Annotated in this window: 16 protein-coding genes; 8 read left to right on the top strand and 8 right to left on the bottom strand. The window is 65.2% G+C overall.

The genetic code is table 11. From position 1 onward, the window contains the following. Nucleotides 1-3: 3 nt before the first annotated feature. Complete coding sequence (locus SMN802W_RS0102690; RefSeq protein WP_019515347.1) at nt 4-684, top strand: M48 family metallopeptidase; 681 nt, start codon at nt 4-6, stop codon at nt 682-684. Here SMN802W_RS0102690 and SMN802W_RS0102695 read toward each other — a convergent pair. From SMN802W_RS0102695 to SMN802W_RS0102710, 4 genes are all read right to left on the bottom strand, one after another. Continuing rightward, entirely contained in the window at nt 654-2813 is a 2160-nt protein-coding gene (locus SMN802W_RS0102695) for a transglycosylase domain-containing protein (protein WP_156818688.1), read from the bottom strand. The genes SMN802W_RS0102690 and SMN802W_RS0102695 overlap by 31 nt on opposite strands. A gap of 94 nt (nt 2814-2907) precedes the next feature. After that, nucleotides 2908-4005, bottom strand: coding sequence for an NAD(P)/FAD-dependent oxidoreductase (locus SMN802W_RS0102700; RefSeq protein WP_019515349.1), 1098 nt, complete (start codon nt 4003-4005; stop codon nt 2908-2910). Continuing rightward, nucleotides 3987-4673 carry a methyltransferase domain-containing protein gene (locus SMN802W_RS0102705; RefSeq protein ID WP_019515350.1) on the bottom strand — a complete coding sequence of 229 codons (687 nt, stop codon included), beginning with the start codon at nt 4671-4673 and terminating at the stop codon, nt 3987-3989. The genes SMN802W_RS0102700 and SMN802W_RS0102705 overlap by 19 nt, the downstream gene beginning before the upstream one ends. Beyond that, complete coding sequence (locus SMN802W_RS0102710) at nt 4670-5746, bottom strand: type III polyketide synthase (protein WP_026325666.1); 1077 nt, start codon at nt 5744-5746, stop codon at nt 4670-4672. The genes SMN802W_RS0102705 and SMN802W_RS0102710 overlap by 4 nt, the downstream gene beginning before the upstream one ends. Before the next feature lie 283 nt (nt 5747-6029). Here SMN802W_RS0102710 and SMN802W_RS16245 point away from each other — a divergent pair, with 283 nt between their 5' ends. Beyond that, nucleotides 6030-7256: a tyrosine-type recombinase/integrase gene (locus tag SMN802W_RS16245; RefSeq protein WP_037522967.1), complete on the top strand. Its 1227-nt coding sequence runs from the start codon at nt 6030-6032 to the stop codon at nt 7254-7256. A gap of 362 nt (nt 7257-7618) precedes the next feature. Here SMN802W_RS16245 and SMN802W_RS0102720 read toward each other — a convergent pair whose 3' ends face one another. Beyond that, complete coding sequence (locus SMN802W_RS0102720; RefSeq protein WP_019515354.1) at nt 7619-7807, bottom strand: hypothetical protein; 189 nt, start codon at nt 7805-7807, stop codon at nt 7619-7621. Nucleotides 7808-8204: 397 nt separating this feature from the next. Here SMN802W_RS0102720 and SMN802W_RS0102725 point away from each other — a divergent pair, with 397 nt between their 5' ends. Beyond that, nucleotides 8205-8807, top strand: a complete 603-nt coding sequence (locus SMN802W_RS0102725) for a hypothetical protein (protein ID WP_019515355.1) — start codon at nt 8205-8207, stop codon at nt 8805-8807. A 1-nt stretch (nt 8808) separates the two neighbouring features. After that, the gene (locus SMN802W_RS18940) at nt 8809-9702 is read left to right on the top strand and encodes a hypothetical protein (RefSeq protein ID WP_443208575.1); all 894 of its coding nucleotides are present in this window, start codon (nt 8809-8811) and stop codon (nt 9700-9702) included. A gap of 1294 nt (nt 9703-10996) precedes the next feature. Here the strand turns inward: SMN802W_RS18940 and SMN802W_RS0102735 are convergent. Continuing rightward, on the bottom strand, nt 10997-11311 hold the full coding sequence (locus tag SMN802W_RS0102735; protein ID WP_162139986.1) for a J domain-containing protein: 315 nt from the start codon (nt 11309-11311) through the stop codon (nt 10997-10999). Between the two features lie 54 nt (nt 11312-11365). Further along, nucleotides 11366-12487, bottom strand: coding sequence for a Crp/Fnr family transcriptional regulator (locus SMN802W_RS18080; RefSeq protein ID WP_238560088.1), 1122 nt, complete (start codon nt 12485-12487; stop codon nt 11366-11368). Between SMN802W_RS18080 and SMN802W_RS0102745 the strand changes: the two genes are divergently transcribed. The 4 genes from SMN802W_RS0102745 (at nt 12486) to SMN802W_RS0102760 (ending at nt 16815) form a co-directional block, all read left to right on the top strand. Then, the gene (locus SMN802W_RS0102745) at nt 12486-13322 is read left to right on the top strand and encodes an alpha/beta hydrolase (RefSeq protein WP_238560089.1); all 837 of its coding nucleotides are present in this window, start codon (nt 12486-12488) and stop codon (nt 13320-13322) included. The genes SMN802W_RS18080 and SMN802W_RS0102745 overlap by 2 nt on opposite strands. Nucleotides 13323-13378: 56 nt before the next feature. Continuing rightward, a complete protein-coding gene (locus tag SMN802W_RS0102750) occupies nt 13379-14461 on the top strand; it encodes a catalase family protein (protein ID WP_026325668.1) in 1083 nt (360 codons plus the stop codon). 32 nt (nt 14462-14493) lie between these two features. Further along, nucleotides 14494-15579: a catalase family protein gene (locus tag SMN802W_RS0102755; RefSeq protein WP_026325669.1), complete on the top strand. Its 1086-nt coding sequence runs from the start codon at nt 14494-14496 to the stop codon at nt 15577-15579. Nucleotides 15580-15702: 123 nt separating this feature from the next. Further along, nucleotides 15703-16815, top strand: coding sequence for an L-dopachrome tautomerase-related protein (locus SMN802W_RS0102760; RefSeq protein WP_019515362.1), 1113 nt, complete (start codon nt 15703-15705; stop codon nt 16813-16815). Nucleotides 16816-17586: 771 nt separating this feature from the next. Here SMN802W_RS0102760 and SMN802W_RS0102765 read toward each other — a convergent pair. Next, on the bottom strand, nt 17587-17985 hold the full coding sequence (locus SMN802W_RS0102765) for a response regulator (RefSeq protein ID WP_037522972.1): 399 nt from the start codon (nt 17983-17985) through the stop codon (nt 17587-17589). Nucleotides 17986-17995 lie beyond the last annotated feature (10 nt).

Below are 17995 nucleotides of genomic sequence, written 5' to 3' on the forward strand. Positions count from 1 at the left end.
AGCATGAGCCAGCCGATCGACGTCGTGCGCCACCCCCGCGCCCGGCGGGCGAAGCTGTCGTTTGATCCCGTAACCGGCCGTGTCCGGTTGACGATTCCGAAGCGCGCCGCGCTGACGCCGCTGATGGCCTGGGCGCGCGCGCAGGAAGGGTGGATCGACGCGCAACGCGCTGCGCTGCCGCAATCACGCCCGTTCGTGCCCGGCTCGATCGTCCCATTCGATGGCGCGGCGCTCGAAATTGCGTGGCGCGCCGATGCGCCGCGTCGCGTCGAGCGGGTCGGCGACCAACTGATCGTCGGCGGACCATCGGAAGGCGTCGAGGCGCGCGTCGCCGGCTGGCTGAAACGACAGGCGCTCGCGTTGCTCAAGGCCGATACCGACTATTATGCCGCGCGCGCCGGTGTCACGGTGACGCAGGTCGGCATCGGCGACCCGCGCGCGCGCTGGGGCAGTTGCGCCGCGCATGGCGCAATCCGCTACAGCTGGCGCCTCGCGCTTGCACCGCCAGAGGTACGCCGCGCCACCGCCGCGCACGAGGTCGCGCACCGCGTCCACATGAACCACAGCGCGGTGTTCCACGCGCTGGTCGAGCAACTATTCGGCCGCGATCCGACGCCCGAGCGGCAGTGGCTGCGTCAGCACGGCGCCAGCCTTCACTGGTTCGGGCGATCCGCCGTCGAATAAGTGTCGACCCGCACCGGCGGGCGACGCTCGGGCTGCGGCGCGACCGGTATCTCTCGCGGCGGGCTACCCGGCGCGGGCAGCGGACGCGCCGGATCGCGGCGACGGTTGGTCACCCGGTCGATCCACTCCTGGTCGAGCCGTTGCTCTCCCTCCTGCCCGGCCTCGAATGCGTCGTCCGCGGGTGCGCGCGGCGCGTCGGGTACGACCTCTCCGCCACCGACCGGATAACCGTCGCCGTCAACGAACGAGCCATTGTCGGGTGAGCCGTAATAGGCCTCCTCATCGGGCTCAAGCTGCCAGTCGGGCAGCGTCACCTTGGTGTCGAATTCCTCGATCGGCCGTTTCGCAACCGCCTGCCGCATGAATGCCGCGAATGCCTTGGCGGGCGCGGTGCCGCCGTGCAGCCCGGCGACCGGCCTGGCATCGTCGCGGCCCATCCACACGCCGGTGGTCAGACCCGACGAGAAGCCCAGGAACCAGCCGTCCTTCGACGATGTGGTGGTGCCCGTCTTGCCCGCAACCGGACGCCCGATCTGCGCCGCACGACCCGTGCCGGTATTGACCGTCGTCTGCAGCAGGTCTGTCATCCGCGCCGCCACGTCGGGCGCGACCAGCACGTGGCTGCGGTCGACCTCGTGCGTGTAGATCGTCTCGCCGTCGCTCGTCACCTTGGTGATCGCATAAGGGGTCACCGCCACGCCCTTGTTCGCGACGCTTGCGAAGGCGCGCGTCATGTCGATCAGCCGTACCTCCGACGTGCCCAGCACCATCGAGGGATGCGTGTTGACCGGCGTGGTGATACCGAAGCGGCGCGCCATGTCCGCCACCGTCTGGAACCCGACCATCTGCCCCAGCTTCGCCGCGACCGTGTTGAGCGAGTAGGCAAAGGCGGTCCTGAGCGTCACCTCGCCCGAGTTGCGGCGCGAATCGTTGCGCGGGCTCCACCCGTCGATCGTGACCGGCGCGTCGAGTTCCTTGTCGTCGGGTGTCTTCCCCGCCTCGATCGCGGCGAGGTAGACGAACAGCTTGAACGCCGAACCCGGCTGCCGCACCGCCTGCGTCGCGCGGTTGTAGATCGAGCTGACATAGTCGGTGCCCCCGACCATCGCGCGCACCGCACCGTCGCGGTCGAGCGCGACCAGCGCGCCTTGCGCACCCTTGGGCACATTCTGCTGGATCGCGGCGTCGGCGTCACGCTGCATGTCGGTGTCGAGCGTGGTCCACACCTCGAGCGGCTTGACCGTCTCGTCGATCAGCAGTTCGAGCTGTGGCAGCGCCCAATCGGTGAAGTAGCGTACGCTGTTCTGCCGCGGTGCGGGCGCGAGCTTCACGCCCTGCGGATCGGCCGCCGCCGCCTGCGCCGAGGTGATCGCGCCCGTTTCGCGCATCGTCTCGATCACCACGCCGGCGCGGCCGACCGCGGCCTCCGCGTCGGCAGTCGGCGAATAGTTCGACGGCGCCTTGACCAGCCCGGCGATGATCGCTGCCTCCGATAGCGTCAGGTGACCCGCACCGTGCCCGAAGAAGCGCCGCGAGGCCGCGTCGATGCCATACGCGCCGCCACCGAAATAGACCTTGTTCAGGTATAGCTCGAGGATCTGGTCCTTGGAGAATTTCCGCTCGATCGCGAGCGCTAGGATCGCCTCGCGGAACTTGCGGCCGAACTTTTTGGCTGAGGTGAGGAAGATGTTGCGCGCCAGCTGCTGCGTGATCGTCGACCCGCCCTGCGTCCAGCGACCACGCTTGACCCGCACGTCGACCGATCGCGCGACGCCGATCGGATCGACGCCCAGATGGCTGTAGAAGCGGCGGTCCTCGACCGAGATCATCGCGCGCTGCATGACCGCGGGGACACGGTCGATCGACAGCCACTCGCCGTAGCTCGGCCCGAGGGAGACGATCACCGACCCGTCGGCGGCATGGACGCGGATCATCTGCCCGTTGGGAGACGATTTCAGGTCCTCGAAGCTCGGCAGCTGCGCACGCGCGACATAGACTGCGGTAATCAGCGCACCGACCGCCACCAGCGCGAGGACGAGCAGCGACTTCCACGCGATCGACCAGCGGCGGCGCCACGGTGAGCGGGTCTTTGGGCGAGAACGCGAGGAGGTGGGACGGGCACGGGCCATAGACGTCGGCCGTGGCGAATAAAGGCTTGAGCGATGCTTAACAAGCCGACGACCGTGCGATCGCTCGCGCGCGAAGCAATCAGTCCGTTTGTTGCTAAAGCGCCGGCACGCGTGTCGCCATCGCGACAGCGCCGAGCGCGCGAGGGATGCGAGCCAACAGCGGCAGCAGCGGCGCGCTCCAGCGTTGCTCGGCAAGCGACCAGATCACACCGGCATTGCGCACCGGGGCAGTGACCGTTCGCGCGAACTGCCGCTGCCACGTGGCCGCTTGCAACGGTCCGGCGGCCAGCAGCGCGCGCGCGCTCGACCAGCCGCTCGCCACCGCAATCCCGATCCCCTCACCTGCCAGCGACGGGATCACCGCCGCCTGATCGCCCAGCCGAAACACGCCCGCCGTTGTCGCACCGGTGCGCCATCCATAAGGCACGTTGGCGATCGCATCGATCGTGCCCCAGTCCGCGCCCCGGCCTGCGTCAAGCCGGTCGGCGAGCGCCGGAGCCTCGGCGGCGATCTCATGCAGCAGCGCCTCTGGGCTGCCCGCGTCGCGCAAGCGTGAACGGTGCACCGCCATGCAGGCGTTGGCACTGCCGTCCTCCTGCAACACGATGCCGCAATAACCGCGATCGAACAGATGCAGCTCGATCGCGTCGGCGACCAGCGCGCGGATGCGGGGTGAGGACGCAATCCGGATGCGGAGCCCGAGTGCGGGATCTTGCCCACGCGCCTCGGCAGGGCGCGCCAACCCACGGATATCGTGCTTGCCGCTGGCGAGCAGCAACGCCTCGGGCGCGATCGTCGCGCCATCCGCAGTCGTCACGGTACGATCGTCGATCATGCGCACGGCCACGCCGCGCTCGATCTTCGCCCCCAACATTGCTGCGCGATCCTGCATCACGGTGTCGAGCCGGTGGCGCGATACGGCAAGGGCAGGGCGGGGCAGCATCGCCTCGCCGCAGCGTCCGCCGGCAAAGATGCGTGCACGCACGGCCCGCGACGGGTTGAGCGCGTCGGCATCGATGCCGAGCTGTTCGAGCGTGCGGATCGTGCGCCAGCTGACGAACCCGCCGCACAGCGCGTCCCCCGTCTCACGCGCGCGCTCGAGCACCACCGGCGGCGCGCCACCGCGCGCGAGCATGATCGCCGCGGCGGTGCCCGCGGGACCCGCGCCGACGATCAGCGGCTGCTGACGCATAACCGGAACGGAAAGGCGGTGAACACGCGCGCATCGACGCCGGCACGTCTCAACAACGGCGGCCACTCGGCGGGGCGATAACCGCGCGCGATCGACAGGTGGCCGTCGTGGCGCACGATCTCGTGCCAGCGGAACAACCCGGCCAGCAGTGGCCAGCCGGCATAGGCGAAGCGATGGCGATGCAGGTCGTTGATGAGCCAACCGACACGGGCATGCGCGTCCATGAAGGCGAGAAAGGCGACGAGTTGATCGCGCGTCATATGATGCGCGACCAGGCTGGAGATGACGAAGTCCCAGGACTCACCGGCAAGATCGGCATAGTCGCCGGTGCGATAGTCGATGCCGTATGCTTCTGGTGTATCTGCGCGCGCCGCTATTTCGCTGCGCGGATTGAGGTCGATGCCGACGCACTCGAATTCGACCCCACGCTGCTTTCCCCAACGCACGATCCGACGCAGCATGTCGCCGTCGCCATATCCGACATCGAGCAACCGATACCGCGCGCCCTTGCGCATATGTGCGCCGAGGAACGCGAGCGTCGGTCGCGCCGCCAGCGTCACCGTATTGACCTGCGCCAGATCGCGCACGACCGCGGCGTAGGTGTCGGCCGGCAGATCGTCGGCGTCCATCAACTCTTCGTCCGAGGTTCGCTCGGTAAGCGTGGTCACCCGTGTGGTCCGAATGCGAAACCCTCGGCCGCGAGACCGGGACCGAAGGCGAGCGCCACGCCGCGCTTTACCGTGTCGCGCGCGAGCATGCGGGCGAGCACGAACATCAACGTCGCCGATGACATGTTGCCGTTGTCGACCAGCACCGCACGCGAGTCGGCGAGCGCTTGCGCGTCGAGCGCCAACGCATGCTCGACCGCGTCGAGGATCGAGCGGCCGCCGGCGTGCACCGCCCAGGCGTCGATCTCGCCAGCGCCCGCGCCGCCGGTGATCTGCGCGACAAGCGCAGAGTCGGACAACGCGGTGCCGATCCGCCCCGGCACCTCGCCCGACAGATGCATCGCGAAGCCGGTGTCGGTGATGTCCCAGCGGATCAGCTGATCCGACGCGTCGAGCGTCGTGGCGAACGGCTGCCCGAGCATCAGCCCGCGCGGCTCGGCAGAGACGAGCGCCGCCGCCGCGCCGTCGCCGAACTGCAGCATCGCCAGTAGCGGCTCGAGCTCATTCACCGCCTGCAAGTGCAGCGTGGATAGCTCGACCGTCACTACCAGCACGCGCGCCTCGGGTTGCGAGCGGACGATATGGCGTGCGGTGCGCAGTGCCGCGACCGCGGCGTAGCAGCCCATGAACCCGATCAATGTGCGCTCAACCGATGCGGCAAGGCCGAGCTCGCGCGCGACGATCTGATCGATGCCCGGCGCGACGAAGCCGGTGCAGCTGGCGACCACCAGATGCGTAACGCCATCGATCGCCACCTGCCCGGCCAGCGCGGTCACTGCATCGAGTGCAAGGACCGGTGCCGCCTCGGCATAGAACTGCATCCGCGCGGCCGTGCCGGGATGCGATGCACCGGCGTAGAAGCCACCATCGCCGACCGGCGATCCGGCCCCCTGCGGCAGCACCGACCAGCGATGCCGGATCGCAGCGCGCGTAGCCATGCGATCGAACAGCTTGTGCTCGCGCTCGGGCAGGCGCTCTCTTGCCCAACCGATGAAGGTCGCATGGATGTCGTGATCGGGTACCGCGGTGCCGATGGCGTTCAGATAGACGGGAGGATGATCGGGTGACGCCATCGCGATCAAACGCCGACGGCCACGGTTCGGGCCCGGCCAATGACTACATGCGCCGACCGGGTGACAATAATGGGTGAGCGGCCCGTAAGTCGGTGCTCAACGCTGCTCGAGGAAGAGCAAAAAATGGTGCGGTCGAGATGCATATAACTCGTTGTTCGCCGTCGTTCGCTATCGCCCGCTATGCCCTTGGTGTTCGCCCTCGGTTCTCAATATTCGTTCCGCACTTGTTCGTTGACGTTCGCCTCTAACCGCGCGAAAGTGTGGGGACGAAAGGTGGAACAAATTGCCCAAGCTGACGGCTCCTGCGGTTCGCAATGCGCCACCTGGACGCCACCATGACGGCGACGGTCTATACCTTAACGTTCAACCCGGCGGCGCACGTTCATGGGTGCTCCGAGTCCAAGCCGATGGCAAGCGTCGCGACATAGGGCTGGGCACTGCTGATCTGACACCTCGATCGACGGGGAAGGGCGAGAGCTCGCCAATCGACATTCCGCTTCTGCACCGCAAGCTGCTGACCCTGAGCGAGGCTCGGGAGAAAGCGCGCATGCTCCGCGAAGCGGCCAAGGCCGGGCTGGACCCCGTGCTTGAGCGTGACCGCGAGCGTCGCAGCATTCCTAAATTTCGAGAAGCAGCCAAGGGTGCGCACGCAGCCTGGAAGGATGGCCGCAAGGAGAAAGAAGCGGCTACCTTCCTGCGTTCTCTCGAGCTCCATGCCTATCCCGTTATTGGCGACATGCGAGTCGATGCCATCACCGCCGCCGACATTAGCAACGTCCTATCGCCTATTTGGACCAGCAAGCCTGATATGGGTCGCAAGGTTCGGCAACGCATTGGTCGCGTGTTGAACTACGCGCACGCGAAGGGTTGGCGCCCTACCGAGGCCCCGGTGAAGTCAGTCACGGCAGCGCTGCCCCGGCAGCCGAAAGGCGGCAACTACAAGGCGATGCCTTGGGCGGATGTGCCCAAGTTTGTAGCCATCCTGCAAAGCAAGGCTCAGACGGTCGGACGGCAGGCAACGCTGTTCCAATTGTTGACTGCGGTCAGGCCGGGTGAGGCGCGTGGCGCGCGTTGGGAACAGATCGACATCGCCAACAAAGAGTGGCGCATACCAGCCGAGATGATGAAAACGGGTGAGCCTCACACGGTCACGTTGAACACCGCCGCGTTGGCGCTCCTGGAGGAGATCAGGACGACTCGTCCAGGCAAGTCGCACGACCTCGTCTTCCCCGGCCGACAAGGTTCGCCGATGTCGGATATGACCATGAACAAGATGCTGCGCGATGCGGGCTTTCCGTATGACGCGCATGGTTTCCGATCGTCGTTCCGCGACTGGCACGCCGAAACCATATCGGACGCCATTCCCGACGCCGTTGCCGAGGCGGCACTTGCTCATGCCGTTCCTGATAAGGTGGAGCGGGCATACAAGCGCACCAAGTTTATCGCTTGGCGTCGTGAACTGCTGGAGGCGTGGGGCCGGTTTGCCTTGTCCGTTGAGGATGTGAAGTGACCGAGCCAAACTTTACAATTCGAGCTTTGATCGCTCGTGAACGGCTTCTCGAGCGATTAGCCCTCAACGCGGGCGTCAATCCTAATTCAGGCATTTCGCCGGTGTGCGAAGCGCTTACACTTGCCGACGAAACCGAAGCCGACCGAGGCGACCGGCTCGCATATCGGCAGACCTTTCACGACCAGGCTGTGAGCGAGATCGCTGGTTTGATGGAATGGTCGGTTCTTCGTGTCTGGCGAGCCACGGGAGATGGTTCGATGTCTCGGGCGGAACCGTTGTGGGCAGGAAATGCTTTTTTCAAAGGGCTGCAAAGCGCAGAGGCGCTCTACCTTGACCGGGAGGAGTGGGAACGCACCCTTGCGTCACGTCACCCCCTCACTGATCTCGGGAAAATGACTCAAGCGGCTCTGTCCGACGCGCTCAACCAACATCTGGGCATGCAGGATGTTGACCCGATAGATGGTCTGCCGCTGGACCTTGATGCCGAACTGGCACGGCTTGCGAACGAGCGAGAGCGAGAGGCTGCTGAGGATGCAGAGGCCGAAGCGCACCTGCGTGCCGGCGACTGGATGTCTACTGCTGACGCGCTGTCACTTTTGATGGAGCGAGGCAGCCTGCGAGAAGAGGCGATTGGCTCGCTGAGGATGTGGCTCGTGAGCAATGATGGTCAGCGGCCATATCTTAGAGCCCGGGCAGATCACGCGATACGGGATTATAAAGGGCCGCACTTCAAACCGTCAGAGGTCAAGCGAGATCGCATCATCCACGGGTGGGAGTGGAATGCTGAATTTTTGCTCGCTGATTGGGGAACTGGCACGTTCCGCCTGCGGGAAGCGGGCGACGACCTTAGCGCGTTCGTATGGGAGTTGCGCCTAGTAGGTGTGACGCTGTCACGCGACGATTTGGATCGCCGCCTGCCGTTGCGCGTGACGGAAGCGAGGTCAGGAAATGACCGGCAGCGACATGGAAGCGCTCTACGCGACCGCCGTGGCCAACGTGCGCCAGCCGCACCTCGACCGCCTGCGCGAAGCAGATGTGACGGCGTCCACCATCGCCCGCCTCGGCAGCGCCTATCCCCCGTTCGGCGTGTGTGCCGGCGAGGTGGAACGGTTCTGTCGTTTCCTCCCCGGTGAGGGTCAGCCCTACGTCATTCAGCCCGTCGTGGATGGGTGCGAGCTGATCGACCTCGTGGCGTGGCGTGTCGCGAACCCGACTCGCTGGGGTCTGGTGAACGGCACCGGGTGGCTGCTCAATGCCGACGCGTGCCTCGGGTCACGTTGGGACGCGGGCAGTCTCACCCTGCACGCCACGCCGCTCGACTGGCTCCGTGCCGACGCGTCCGGCGGCGTGGTGCTGGACTGGGATGCGCCAGACATGATGACGCTGCGCAGCTTCGACCGCATTGATTGCGGCAACGACATGCTGGCGGGTGCCTTGCGCCGTGCGCTCTACCACTTCCCAATCTTCAGCGTGCCGCTGCTCGACAGCCCGGCTGGTTGGATTGCCTTGGCTCAGCAGATGGGCCTTCCTCCTAAATTGACGGTGCATTGATATGGGCTTGTTCAGCGCGTTGGCGGGCGTGTTTGGTGGTGGCGCGCAAAAGAAGGCGGCACGTGCGGCAGCGGAGCAGCAGACGCTTGCGCTGAACCGTGCGATCGACATCCAGAACAACCAGTTCCAGCAAACCCGTTCCGACTTCTTGCCGTATACGCAGGCGGGATCGGCTGCGATGAACGAACTGTCGCAACTGATTACCGGCTTCGATGGCGACAGCGCCGGCCTCACCGCTCGTATCAAGGCAGACCCGCTCTACGAGTCGACCTACCGCAACGGTGAGGAAGCCTTGTTGCAGAACGCTGCCGCTACCGGCGGACTGCGTGGCGGAAACACGCAGCGCGGGCTAGCCGACTTCAGCGCAGATACACTCGGCAAGGTGTATCAGCAGATACTCAGCAACCTGGGTGGCGTCGCCAACCTCGGGCTTGGCGCAACCGGTTCGGTCGCAGGCTTCGGTGCTAACGCTGCAAACGCAACAAGCGGCTTCGCTACCGACATCGGCAATGCGCAGGTGCGCGGCTCGGATACGGGTAACGTAGGCTTTGTCCCTAAGGACGAGCTGGTCCCGGTATCGACGCCATCGCTGTCTACGGCGTCGCGACAGCCTGTTGCGCCCGCACCGCAAGCGCCCTCCGAGCCATCGGCACCGGCGCCGCCTGCGAGCGGGGGCGAACCGCTGCCGATCGGACCAAGGATGCAGAGGCTTTGGACATCCCGCTCACTCGCGGGCAAGCCACGCAGGACTTTGCAATTCAGGACACCGAGCAGACCCTGCGGGCGCAGGCCTCGGGAGAGGGAGAAAAGGCCCGCACCTTCCTCGTCGACCAGGCCGAGAAGATCAGTGCTGCGACGACTCGGTTTCGTGAGGCGTTCGGTCCCACCGACATGACCAAGGCGGAACGCGGTCGTGTCGTCGTCGATGCTCTGCGCGACCTGCGTGATCAGGGAAGGGCAGGGATCAACGCGCTCTACCGCGAAGCGAACGAGATGGGTGGCGATGGTCTCTCACTCGATACTGCCGGTATTTCGGATGTTGCCAAGCGCGTGCTGGTGGAAGCGGATGTGCCGGACGGCGTAAAGAACGTCGTGCGTCAGGAGATGGCGCGCTACGGCCTGATCGGGAAGAACCCGGTTACCGCCGAGGACGGGCTGACCACGGTGACGCTCACGGACGGGCGAAAGGTGCAGTTCTACGGTGATCCCGAGCCGCTGACGGTCGGCAACGCTGAGCGGTTCCGCAAGGCGATCAGCGCGCAATACCCGGTCGATGGCCCGCGCAAGCTGTCTCAGGGCATTAAGGGCGCTGTCGATGATGCAGTCGAGTCGGCGGTCGAAGCCGCAGCACGGAACGGCGTGGATGGTCCTGTCAGTCAGAAGCTGCGCGAGGCACGCCGTGCGGTCGTGGCGCACAAGGAGACCTTTGCCGCCAAAGACGTGGTGCAGAAGCTGGTCGACTGGAAGAAGGGCACTCGCACCGACAACGTTCTGCCCGAGAACGCCATTCGCGAGGTGCTATCCGGTGAGGTGAGCAACCTGCGTCGGATCAAAGCGGTCCTGCTGACCCGTCCCACGCCAACCAGCAAGGGGGCGTGGCGCGCTATCCAGGCTGAGGGTATCGGCGGCATCATCGACAAGGCTTACACGGCGAACAGCAACCTCGGTGGCGGTCCCGCGGCCACCATCAGCGGTGCCAAGCTCAACAGCGAAATTGTGCGGTTCGGCATCCCCAAATTGAAGACGCTGCTCGACGAGCCTGATTTTGGGCGATTGATGAGCCTGCGTCGCGTCATCGGTGAAGCAACCATCCCGATCAGCGGCACGACTAACCCGAGCGGGACAGCGTTCAAGATGATGCGCTTCCTCGCGCCAATGGCGACCAAGTTCGCCAACATTCCGCTGGCCGGTCCCGCGATCGACGTGGTGAGCGGGCTCGTGAAGCAGGCGAAAGCAACCGCCGAAGCCAATCGCACCCTTGCCGGCATGACCAGCTACGACACAGGCAAGGCCGCGCAGGAGGCTGTGAGTGCCACTGGTCGGCGGTCTCAGCCAGCCGCTGACGCGACTACGCAGGACGATCAGGCGAGTCGCTTTGTCGAGGCGCTGGTGGAGGCAGCGCGTGATGGTCGGTTGGCAGCCGCCGTGCTCGCCTCAGGAGCACAATGGCGCAACGGTGATCGTTGATCCTACGACGTGGCGACCGCAGCCATGATCCCCAGCAGCACAAGCGAGGAGAGAATTGCCCATGCGAGCCGCCGCTCAACACGTAGGGGTGGGGTAAGCGTCACCTCAGGCGGCTCCCACGCCGCCGCGGTCGCGCCCACATGCCCGCCCGCCTTAATGGCCGCATAGGCTGCATTCATCTGCTGGGCTCTGCTCGCGTCAGCCGCTGCACCGCGGCGGTCGGGATGATGTTTCTTCATCAGCGCGCGATACGCCGCATCGACGACCTCTGGGTCAGCATTCGCCTGCACACCAAGAATGTCGAACGGCGTTACCACTATCTATTACGTTACCACACGCTGACCGACTGGGCTATTCCGTTAGACGGTCCGCTAAGTGACCAAGCGCGCATACTCCTGCTCGGGCAAGCCGTAGGTATCGCCTGCCAACGCCATTAACTTGGCTCGGTCAACAACCAGCACCTTGGCACGCACAGCACGGATCGCCTTTTCTTCCTCTAGGCGATGAAGAGCATCAGTGACGCTGCTGCGCCTCACGCCGAGCATCAGCCGAAACTCCTCGTGCGTCATGCAGATCTCGTCCGCCTGCACCCGGTCGTGGTACAAGAGGATCCAGCGGGCCATGCGGCGTTCGATCGAGTGCGCCAGTGACGACACAATCGTGCGACCCATCTGCAACATGAAGATGTGCGCGAAGCGGAGCAGCCTCGTGCGCAAGGTCGCGCTCTGTTCGATTGCCGCCAGCAGCTTGTCCGCCGGTATGCGCAGCGCGGGTCCGGCTTCGGCGCGCATGGTGACATCATAGGGCGAGCGGTCGTCGCCCATCAGCAGCGGCCAGCCGACAAATCCCTCGGCGCCCAGTAAGCCCACCGCGTAGCGCCGGTCGTTGTCGAGCGAGTCCAGCACGCCGGCTATCCCCTGCTCGAAGAAACACAAACTCTCGATCGGCGCTCCGGCACGGGTGATGTAGTCACCGACGGTGAACGACACTGGCTCAAGATAGGGTCTGATCAACGCCGCGTCGTCGGGGCTCAAGGCCGCGAGCAGGCGATTGCCGCCTGCCGGGCTGACGAGAGAGGCTGTGCCGCTGATAGGTACGATCGTCGCCACGGCCTCTCCTGCGCTCACCCGATCTTGGAACGGTTCCGTACAGAAACGTTGTGGCGGGCTCCATTGTTCATGGGCGGGATAACAGGAGGAACGTATGCGCTCGATCTCGAAACTGCCTCTGGCACGCGGAGTTGCCGCGGCCGCGCTGCTTACAGCTTCCGCCGCCGCGTTCGCGCAGTCGCCGCGGTCGGTCAGCGCCCCGCCGCCCCCGCCACCGCCCGCAACCAGCACACAGCCGCCGAAGGCCGCACCCGACATGCAGATGGTGCTCAATGCCTTGGCGGGGCTCGGCGGCAAGCCGATCGAGACGTTGACCCCGGCGGAGGCACGGATGCAGCCGTCGGCCGCGGACGGCGCAAAGGCGGCGATGGTGAAGAAAGGCATGCCCACCACGCCAGACGCTTCGGTCACGACGCAGGATATACCTTACGGCAGCGACCCCAAGCAGTTCGCGCGCATCTACAAGCCGGCCAACGCGCCCGCAGATGGCAAGCCGATGCCGGTCGTGGTCTATTATCACGGCGGTGGCTGGGTGATCGCGGATGTCGCGACCTATGACGCGGCACCGCGTGCGATGTCGAAGGCGCTGAACGCGATCGTCGTGTCGGTCGAATACCGTCACGCACCTGAGTTCAAGTTCCCAGCACAGCATGATGATGCTGCAGCTGCCTATCGTTGGACGCTGGCGAACGCTGCGAGCTGGGGCGGTGACCCGATGAAGATCGCCGTGGCGGGCGAAAGTGCCGGCGGTAATCTCGCGGTCGCGACCGCTATCTTCGCGCGCGACAATGGCCTGACCGCCCCGCTCCACATCGTCTCGGTCTATCCGATCGCCAACAGCAGCATGACGCTGCCATCGCGCATGGACTCGGCGAATGCCAAGCCGCTCAATGCCGCGATGCTGAAGTGGTTCGGCTATTACTATCAGAACAGCGCCGCCGACGCGCAGGATCCACGCCTGAACCTGGTGTCGGCCAATTTGCGCGGCCTTCCGCCCACGACGATCATCAACGCGCAGATCGATCCGCTGCGCTCGGATGGTGAGACGCTGGCAGCCGCGATGCGCAAGGCAGGCGACAAGGTCGAGCAGAAGACCTTCCCCGGTGTGACCCACGAGTTCTTCGGCATGGCGAAAGTCGTTCGCGGCGCGAAAGAAGCGAACGACCTCGCGATTGCGCGGCTGAAGGCGGCATTCGCGGCTCCTGCGGCGCGTCGCTGAGCGTACCGGCGGCGGCATCGCGCCGCCGCCATCTCTTTTCGAGAGGATCAATCATCATGGCCCAGGCACCTGTTCGCTACTCCCCAGACATCGAGGACGTGAAGTCCGACGAGGCGGAGACGATCGCGAAGCTGAACGAGACGTTCGACACCATCCTCGAGAAAACCGCCGAGGATTACGGTCATGCCGTTCGATCGGTGCATGCCAAGGCGCATGGGTTCCTCGAAGGCACGCTCACCATCCACGGCGACCTTCCAGCCGAGCTCGCGCAGGGCATGTTTGCGACGCCGGGTGACCACAAGATCGTGATGCGGTTCTCGACCAATGCCGGCGACATCCTGCCCGACACGATCAGCCTGCCGCGTGGTCTGGCGTTGAAGGTGATGGATGTTCAAGGTGATCGTCTGCCGGGTGCCGACGGACGCACGCAAGACTTCGTGATGGTCAACGGCCCAGTCTTTCAGAACAAGACCGCCGATCAGTTCCTCAGCAACCTCAAGCTGCTGGCCGGCACGACCGACAGGCTGGAGGGAACGAAGGAGGCGATGTCGAAGGTGCTGCGCGGCGTGAACACCGTCCTGAGCGCAGTCGGGATCGAGAGTCCCAAGGTGCAGACGCTCGGCGGCGCCCCCAACACCGATCCGCTGGGGGAAACCTACTTCAGCGTCACGCCATTCCGTTACGGTGACTACGTCGCGAAGTTTGCGATTTTCCCTGTGTCGAAGGACCTGACCGACCAGACAGGCACGACGATCGATGCCAGCACACGCCCGGATGCGCTGCGCGACGTGATCCGCACGGAAACCCAGGTGTTCGAGATGGAATGGGAGTTGCGCGTTCAGTTGTGCCGAGACCTCGACAAGCAGCCGATCGAGGATCCGACCACCGAGTGGAAGCAGGACGACGCGCCGTTCCAGACCGTGGCGACCATCCGCGCGGCGAAGCAGGACAGCCTGAGCGAGGACAAGTTCCAGCACATCAACGAGGAAATGCGCTTCGCGATCTGGACGGGTCTCGCCGCGCACCGGCCACTCGGCAACATCAATCGCGCGCGCAATGAAACTTACCGTCACTCCGCGAACTTCCGTGCCCGGGTGAACGGCTGCCCCTTCCACGAACCGGTCGGCGCGCAAGCGTGACCAGCAATCAGGCAGACATCGGAGCGGGTACAATGACCTATCTACGCTACAGCGACGACATCGAGACGCGCGAGCCGGACGAGCAGGAAAGCATCGACGGCATCATCAAGGGCATGACTCAGGAGAGTCAGACGGTCGAGAAGCGCGACGGTCACGCGGTCCGCGCCAGCCACGCCAAGAGCACCGCCTGCGTCATCGGCACGCTGACGGTCGCCGCCGACCTGCCGCCCGAGCTCGCGCAAGGATTGTTCGCCAACCCGGGCACCTTCGACGTGGCTGTCCGCTTCGCGCAGGGGCCGGGAGAGAAGCTCGGCGACCGCGTGTCGACGCACCGCGGCATGTCGGTCAAGGTGTTCGGCGTCGAAGGCGATAAGCTGCCGGGCCATGATGCGCCGACGCAGGACTTCGTGCTGGCAAGCGGCACGACGTTTCCGGCGGGGACGGCCGCGGGGTTCCTGTCGCAGGCCAAGAAGATCGGCTTGACCGTACCGATGCCCGAGGGGGCGAAGAGCGCGGCGGCGTCGATCGCGCGCAACATCAACAAGGTGCTGAACGCGGTCGGCGTCGGCCCCAGCCCGACGCTCGACTTCTACGGGCACCCGTTCAGCCACCCGCTGGCGGAGCCTTATTTCAGCCAGTGCCCGATCCGCTTCGGCGACCATGTCGCGAAGATCGGCGCGTTCCCTGTCGCGCCGGAGCAGCAGGCGTTGACGGACTGGCGACTCGACCCGCACGAGGACGAGAACGGCTTTCGTCACGCCGCGGTCGAGTATTTCGGCGGCAACGATGCGGTGTTCGAACTGCGCGCGCAGCTGTGGGCCGATGCGACGACGCAGCCGATCGAGGATACATCGGTCGATTGGCCGACGAGCGCGAGTGAGTACCGCACGATCGCGACGATCAGGCTGCCGCGACAGGCGGCATATGGCCCCGAGCGGGTGCGTTACTTCGACGAAGTGATGACGTTCCGCCCGGCGCACAGCCTGGCGGTGCATCGCCCACTGGGGGGCGTCATGCGCGCGCGGATGCAGGTCTACCAGGCGCTCAGCGACTTCCGCCACCGTGAGAACGGCATTGAAGCGGCGAACACTGGCAGCGTGGATGACATCCCCGCCTGAGCACGCCTCTGCATAGACCGTGTTTAGCCGATGCTTTCATCACGCTTGCCGCACCCAATGCGATCTCTCGCATTTCACTATCATCCAGCGCGCGCCATGCGCCGTTCGACACCGGAGACAATCATGCGCTCTAAGACCCGCTTTCTTGCCACTCTCGCCCTCGCCGGTACGCTGCTCGGTGCCGGGACCATCGCTTATGCCCAGGCCGGTGCCGGCGGGCTCAAGCAGGAGGCACAGTTCGACCATCAGGCAACCGGCGTCGCGGTCACGGCCGATGGCCGCCGCTTCGTCAACTTTCCGCGCTGGACCGATGACGCGCCGATCTCGGTCGCCGAGGTGATGAAGGACGGATCGCTTCGCCCCTACCCCGACGCGAAGTGGAACAGCTGGCGCAACGCGCGCAGCAGTGAACTGCCCGTCGGCGACTATTTCGTCTGCGTCCAATCGATCGTTCCGGACGGCAAGGGCAACCTCTGGGTGGTCGATCCCGGTGCGCCCGGTAACGAGAAGATCCTCGAAGGCGCACCTAAGTTGGTCAAGATTGACCTCAAGACCAATCGCGTGACCAAGGTCATTCCCGTGCCCGGCGATGTCGCGCTGCAAGGCACCTACCTCAACGACATCCGCTTCTCGCCCGATGGCAAGACTGGCTACATCACCGACAGCGGCACGCGCGGCGCGATCATCGTCGTCGATCTGGAGAGCGGCCGGTCGTTCCGCACGCTCGACGGCCATCCCGCGACGCAGATCGACAAGACGGTCAAGGTCACCCTCGATGGTCGTCCGCTCGTTCGGCCCGATGGTCGCCAGCCCGCCTTTGCGGCCGACGGCATCGCCATCTCGAACGACGGTCGCACGCTCTACTGGCAGGCGCTGACGGGCAAGACGCTCTACTCGATCGACACCGCGCTGCTGCGCGATGGCGTCAGCGAGACGCAGCGCGGCGCGGGTGTCCGCACGGTCGCGCAGACGCAGGTCGCCGACGGCTTGTGGATGAGCAAGGCGGGGACGCTCTATATCACCTCGCCTACCGATTATTCGATCAAGCGGTTGAACGGCACGGCGGTGCAGAACGTCCTCACTGACCGCCGTCTGCGCTGGCCCGACACCTTCTCGGAAGGGCGTGACGGGCGCATCTACGTCACCGCCAGTCACATCCAGGACACCAACTGGTTCAAGCCCGCCGCCCCACCGTCGATCCGCACCGAGCTCTTCTCGTTCGCCGGTGCTCGCTGACATGGCGGGCACCAACACGAAACGCTGAGCCGGCGCGCTCGCGCGAGGGCTCGTCGCCGGGCTCGACACAAGGCCTGCTGAGCTGCCTGCCCCGGCCAACAGGCAGTGATCCGCTGTTGCTTGGTTTGGAGCCAAGGCTGGAGGTCGCCGACCGCGCCTTTAGCATTGATGGCGCTGAAAGCACCGGCGCGGCCGACTTCGCGATGCTGTTACCAACAGCGCGCAGCCCCATTAATGATCGAAGCCGATTGTGAAGCAAGGCCGGATCGCTCCCATGCGCCACCGCTGGGAGAACCAGAAGCGCACGGGAGCTCCATCAACAGCGGATCACTGACCGAGAGCCCCGTCGAGCTTTCCGCCTCAATCCTGCAATCTGCCTAGGACCCCGCCGCAGCTTAAAAGCTAGGCAGGGCAAGGCATTACCCGTGATCCACAGCTTTGTTCCTGGCCGCCGGCCGACCCCGTAGCGAAGCTGTTGATAAGTGGCCGCTTCGGCAATAAGCGACCGCGTCGACTGATAAGGCTTTGAGAAGACGCTCTTATGGATGATGCTCATGAGCGCGGGATCAAGGCAGGTCGTTCGCCCGAGGGTTGGGCTGGTCAATGTCCGTTCGGCTTCGATGAGCCGGTCGAACGCGCAGCATGGCTGAAAGGCTTCGGAGAGGGACGGGCTGTCTGCCCTCCCATCCCCTATGTCGAGAGTAGCGAGCCGCGTGACATTCCTTACGAGTTGTGGATCAGCCAACCACGCAGCCGTTAGGTGTCGGTCACTCAGGCTGGCGCACCATCCTGATCGGGCACCAAGCGTCGCATCGCGTCCATGACCTCGCCACGATTAATTGGCTTAGGATAGAATTCGGCCCGCTCGGGAAGCTCGACACTTTCACGCGTAAAATATGCGGCGGTCAAGATGATCTCGATCGGCGGCCAGCGTTTGCGGATCGCCTCTGCAATCTCGATGCCCTTGCGACTGCGCGGCATATCAAGGTCCATGTAGACCAAGCGGATGTCGAGACGCTCTTGGAGGATCTGGATCGCGTCGGCGCTGCTCAGTGCCTCCACCGGTTCGAAACCTGCGCTCTCGACCATGGCGAGCGCGTCAAGCCGCAAGATCGGCTCGTCTTCGACCACCAGCACCGGCCATCGCTTGAGGGGTTGAGACTGTCCCATTCGGTACGCT

Source organism: Sphingomonas sp. Mn802worker, assembly GCF_000382485.1.
In the GTDB taxonomy this organism is placed as follows: Bacteria; Pseudomonadota; Alphaproteobacteria; order Sphingomonadales; family Sphingomonadaceae; genus Sphingomonas.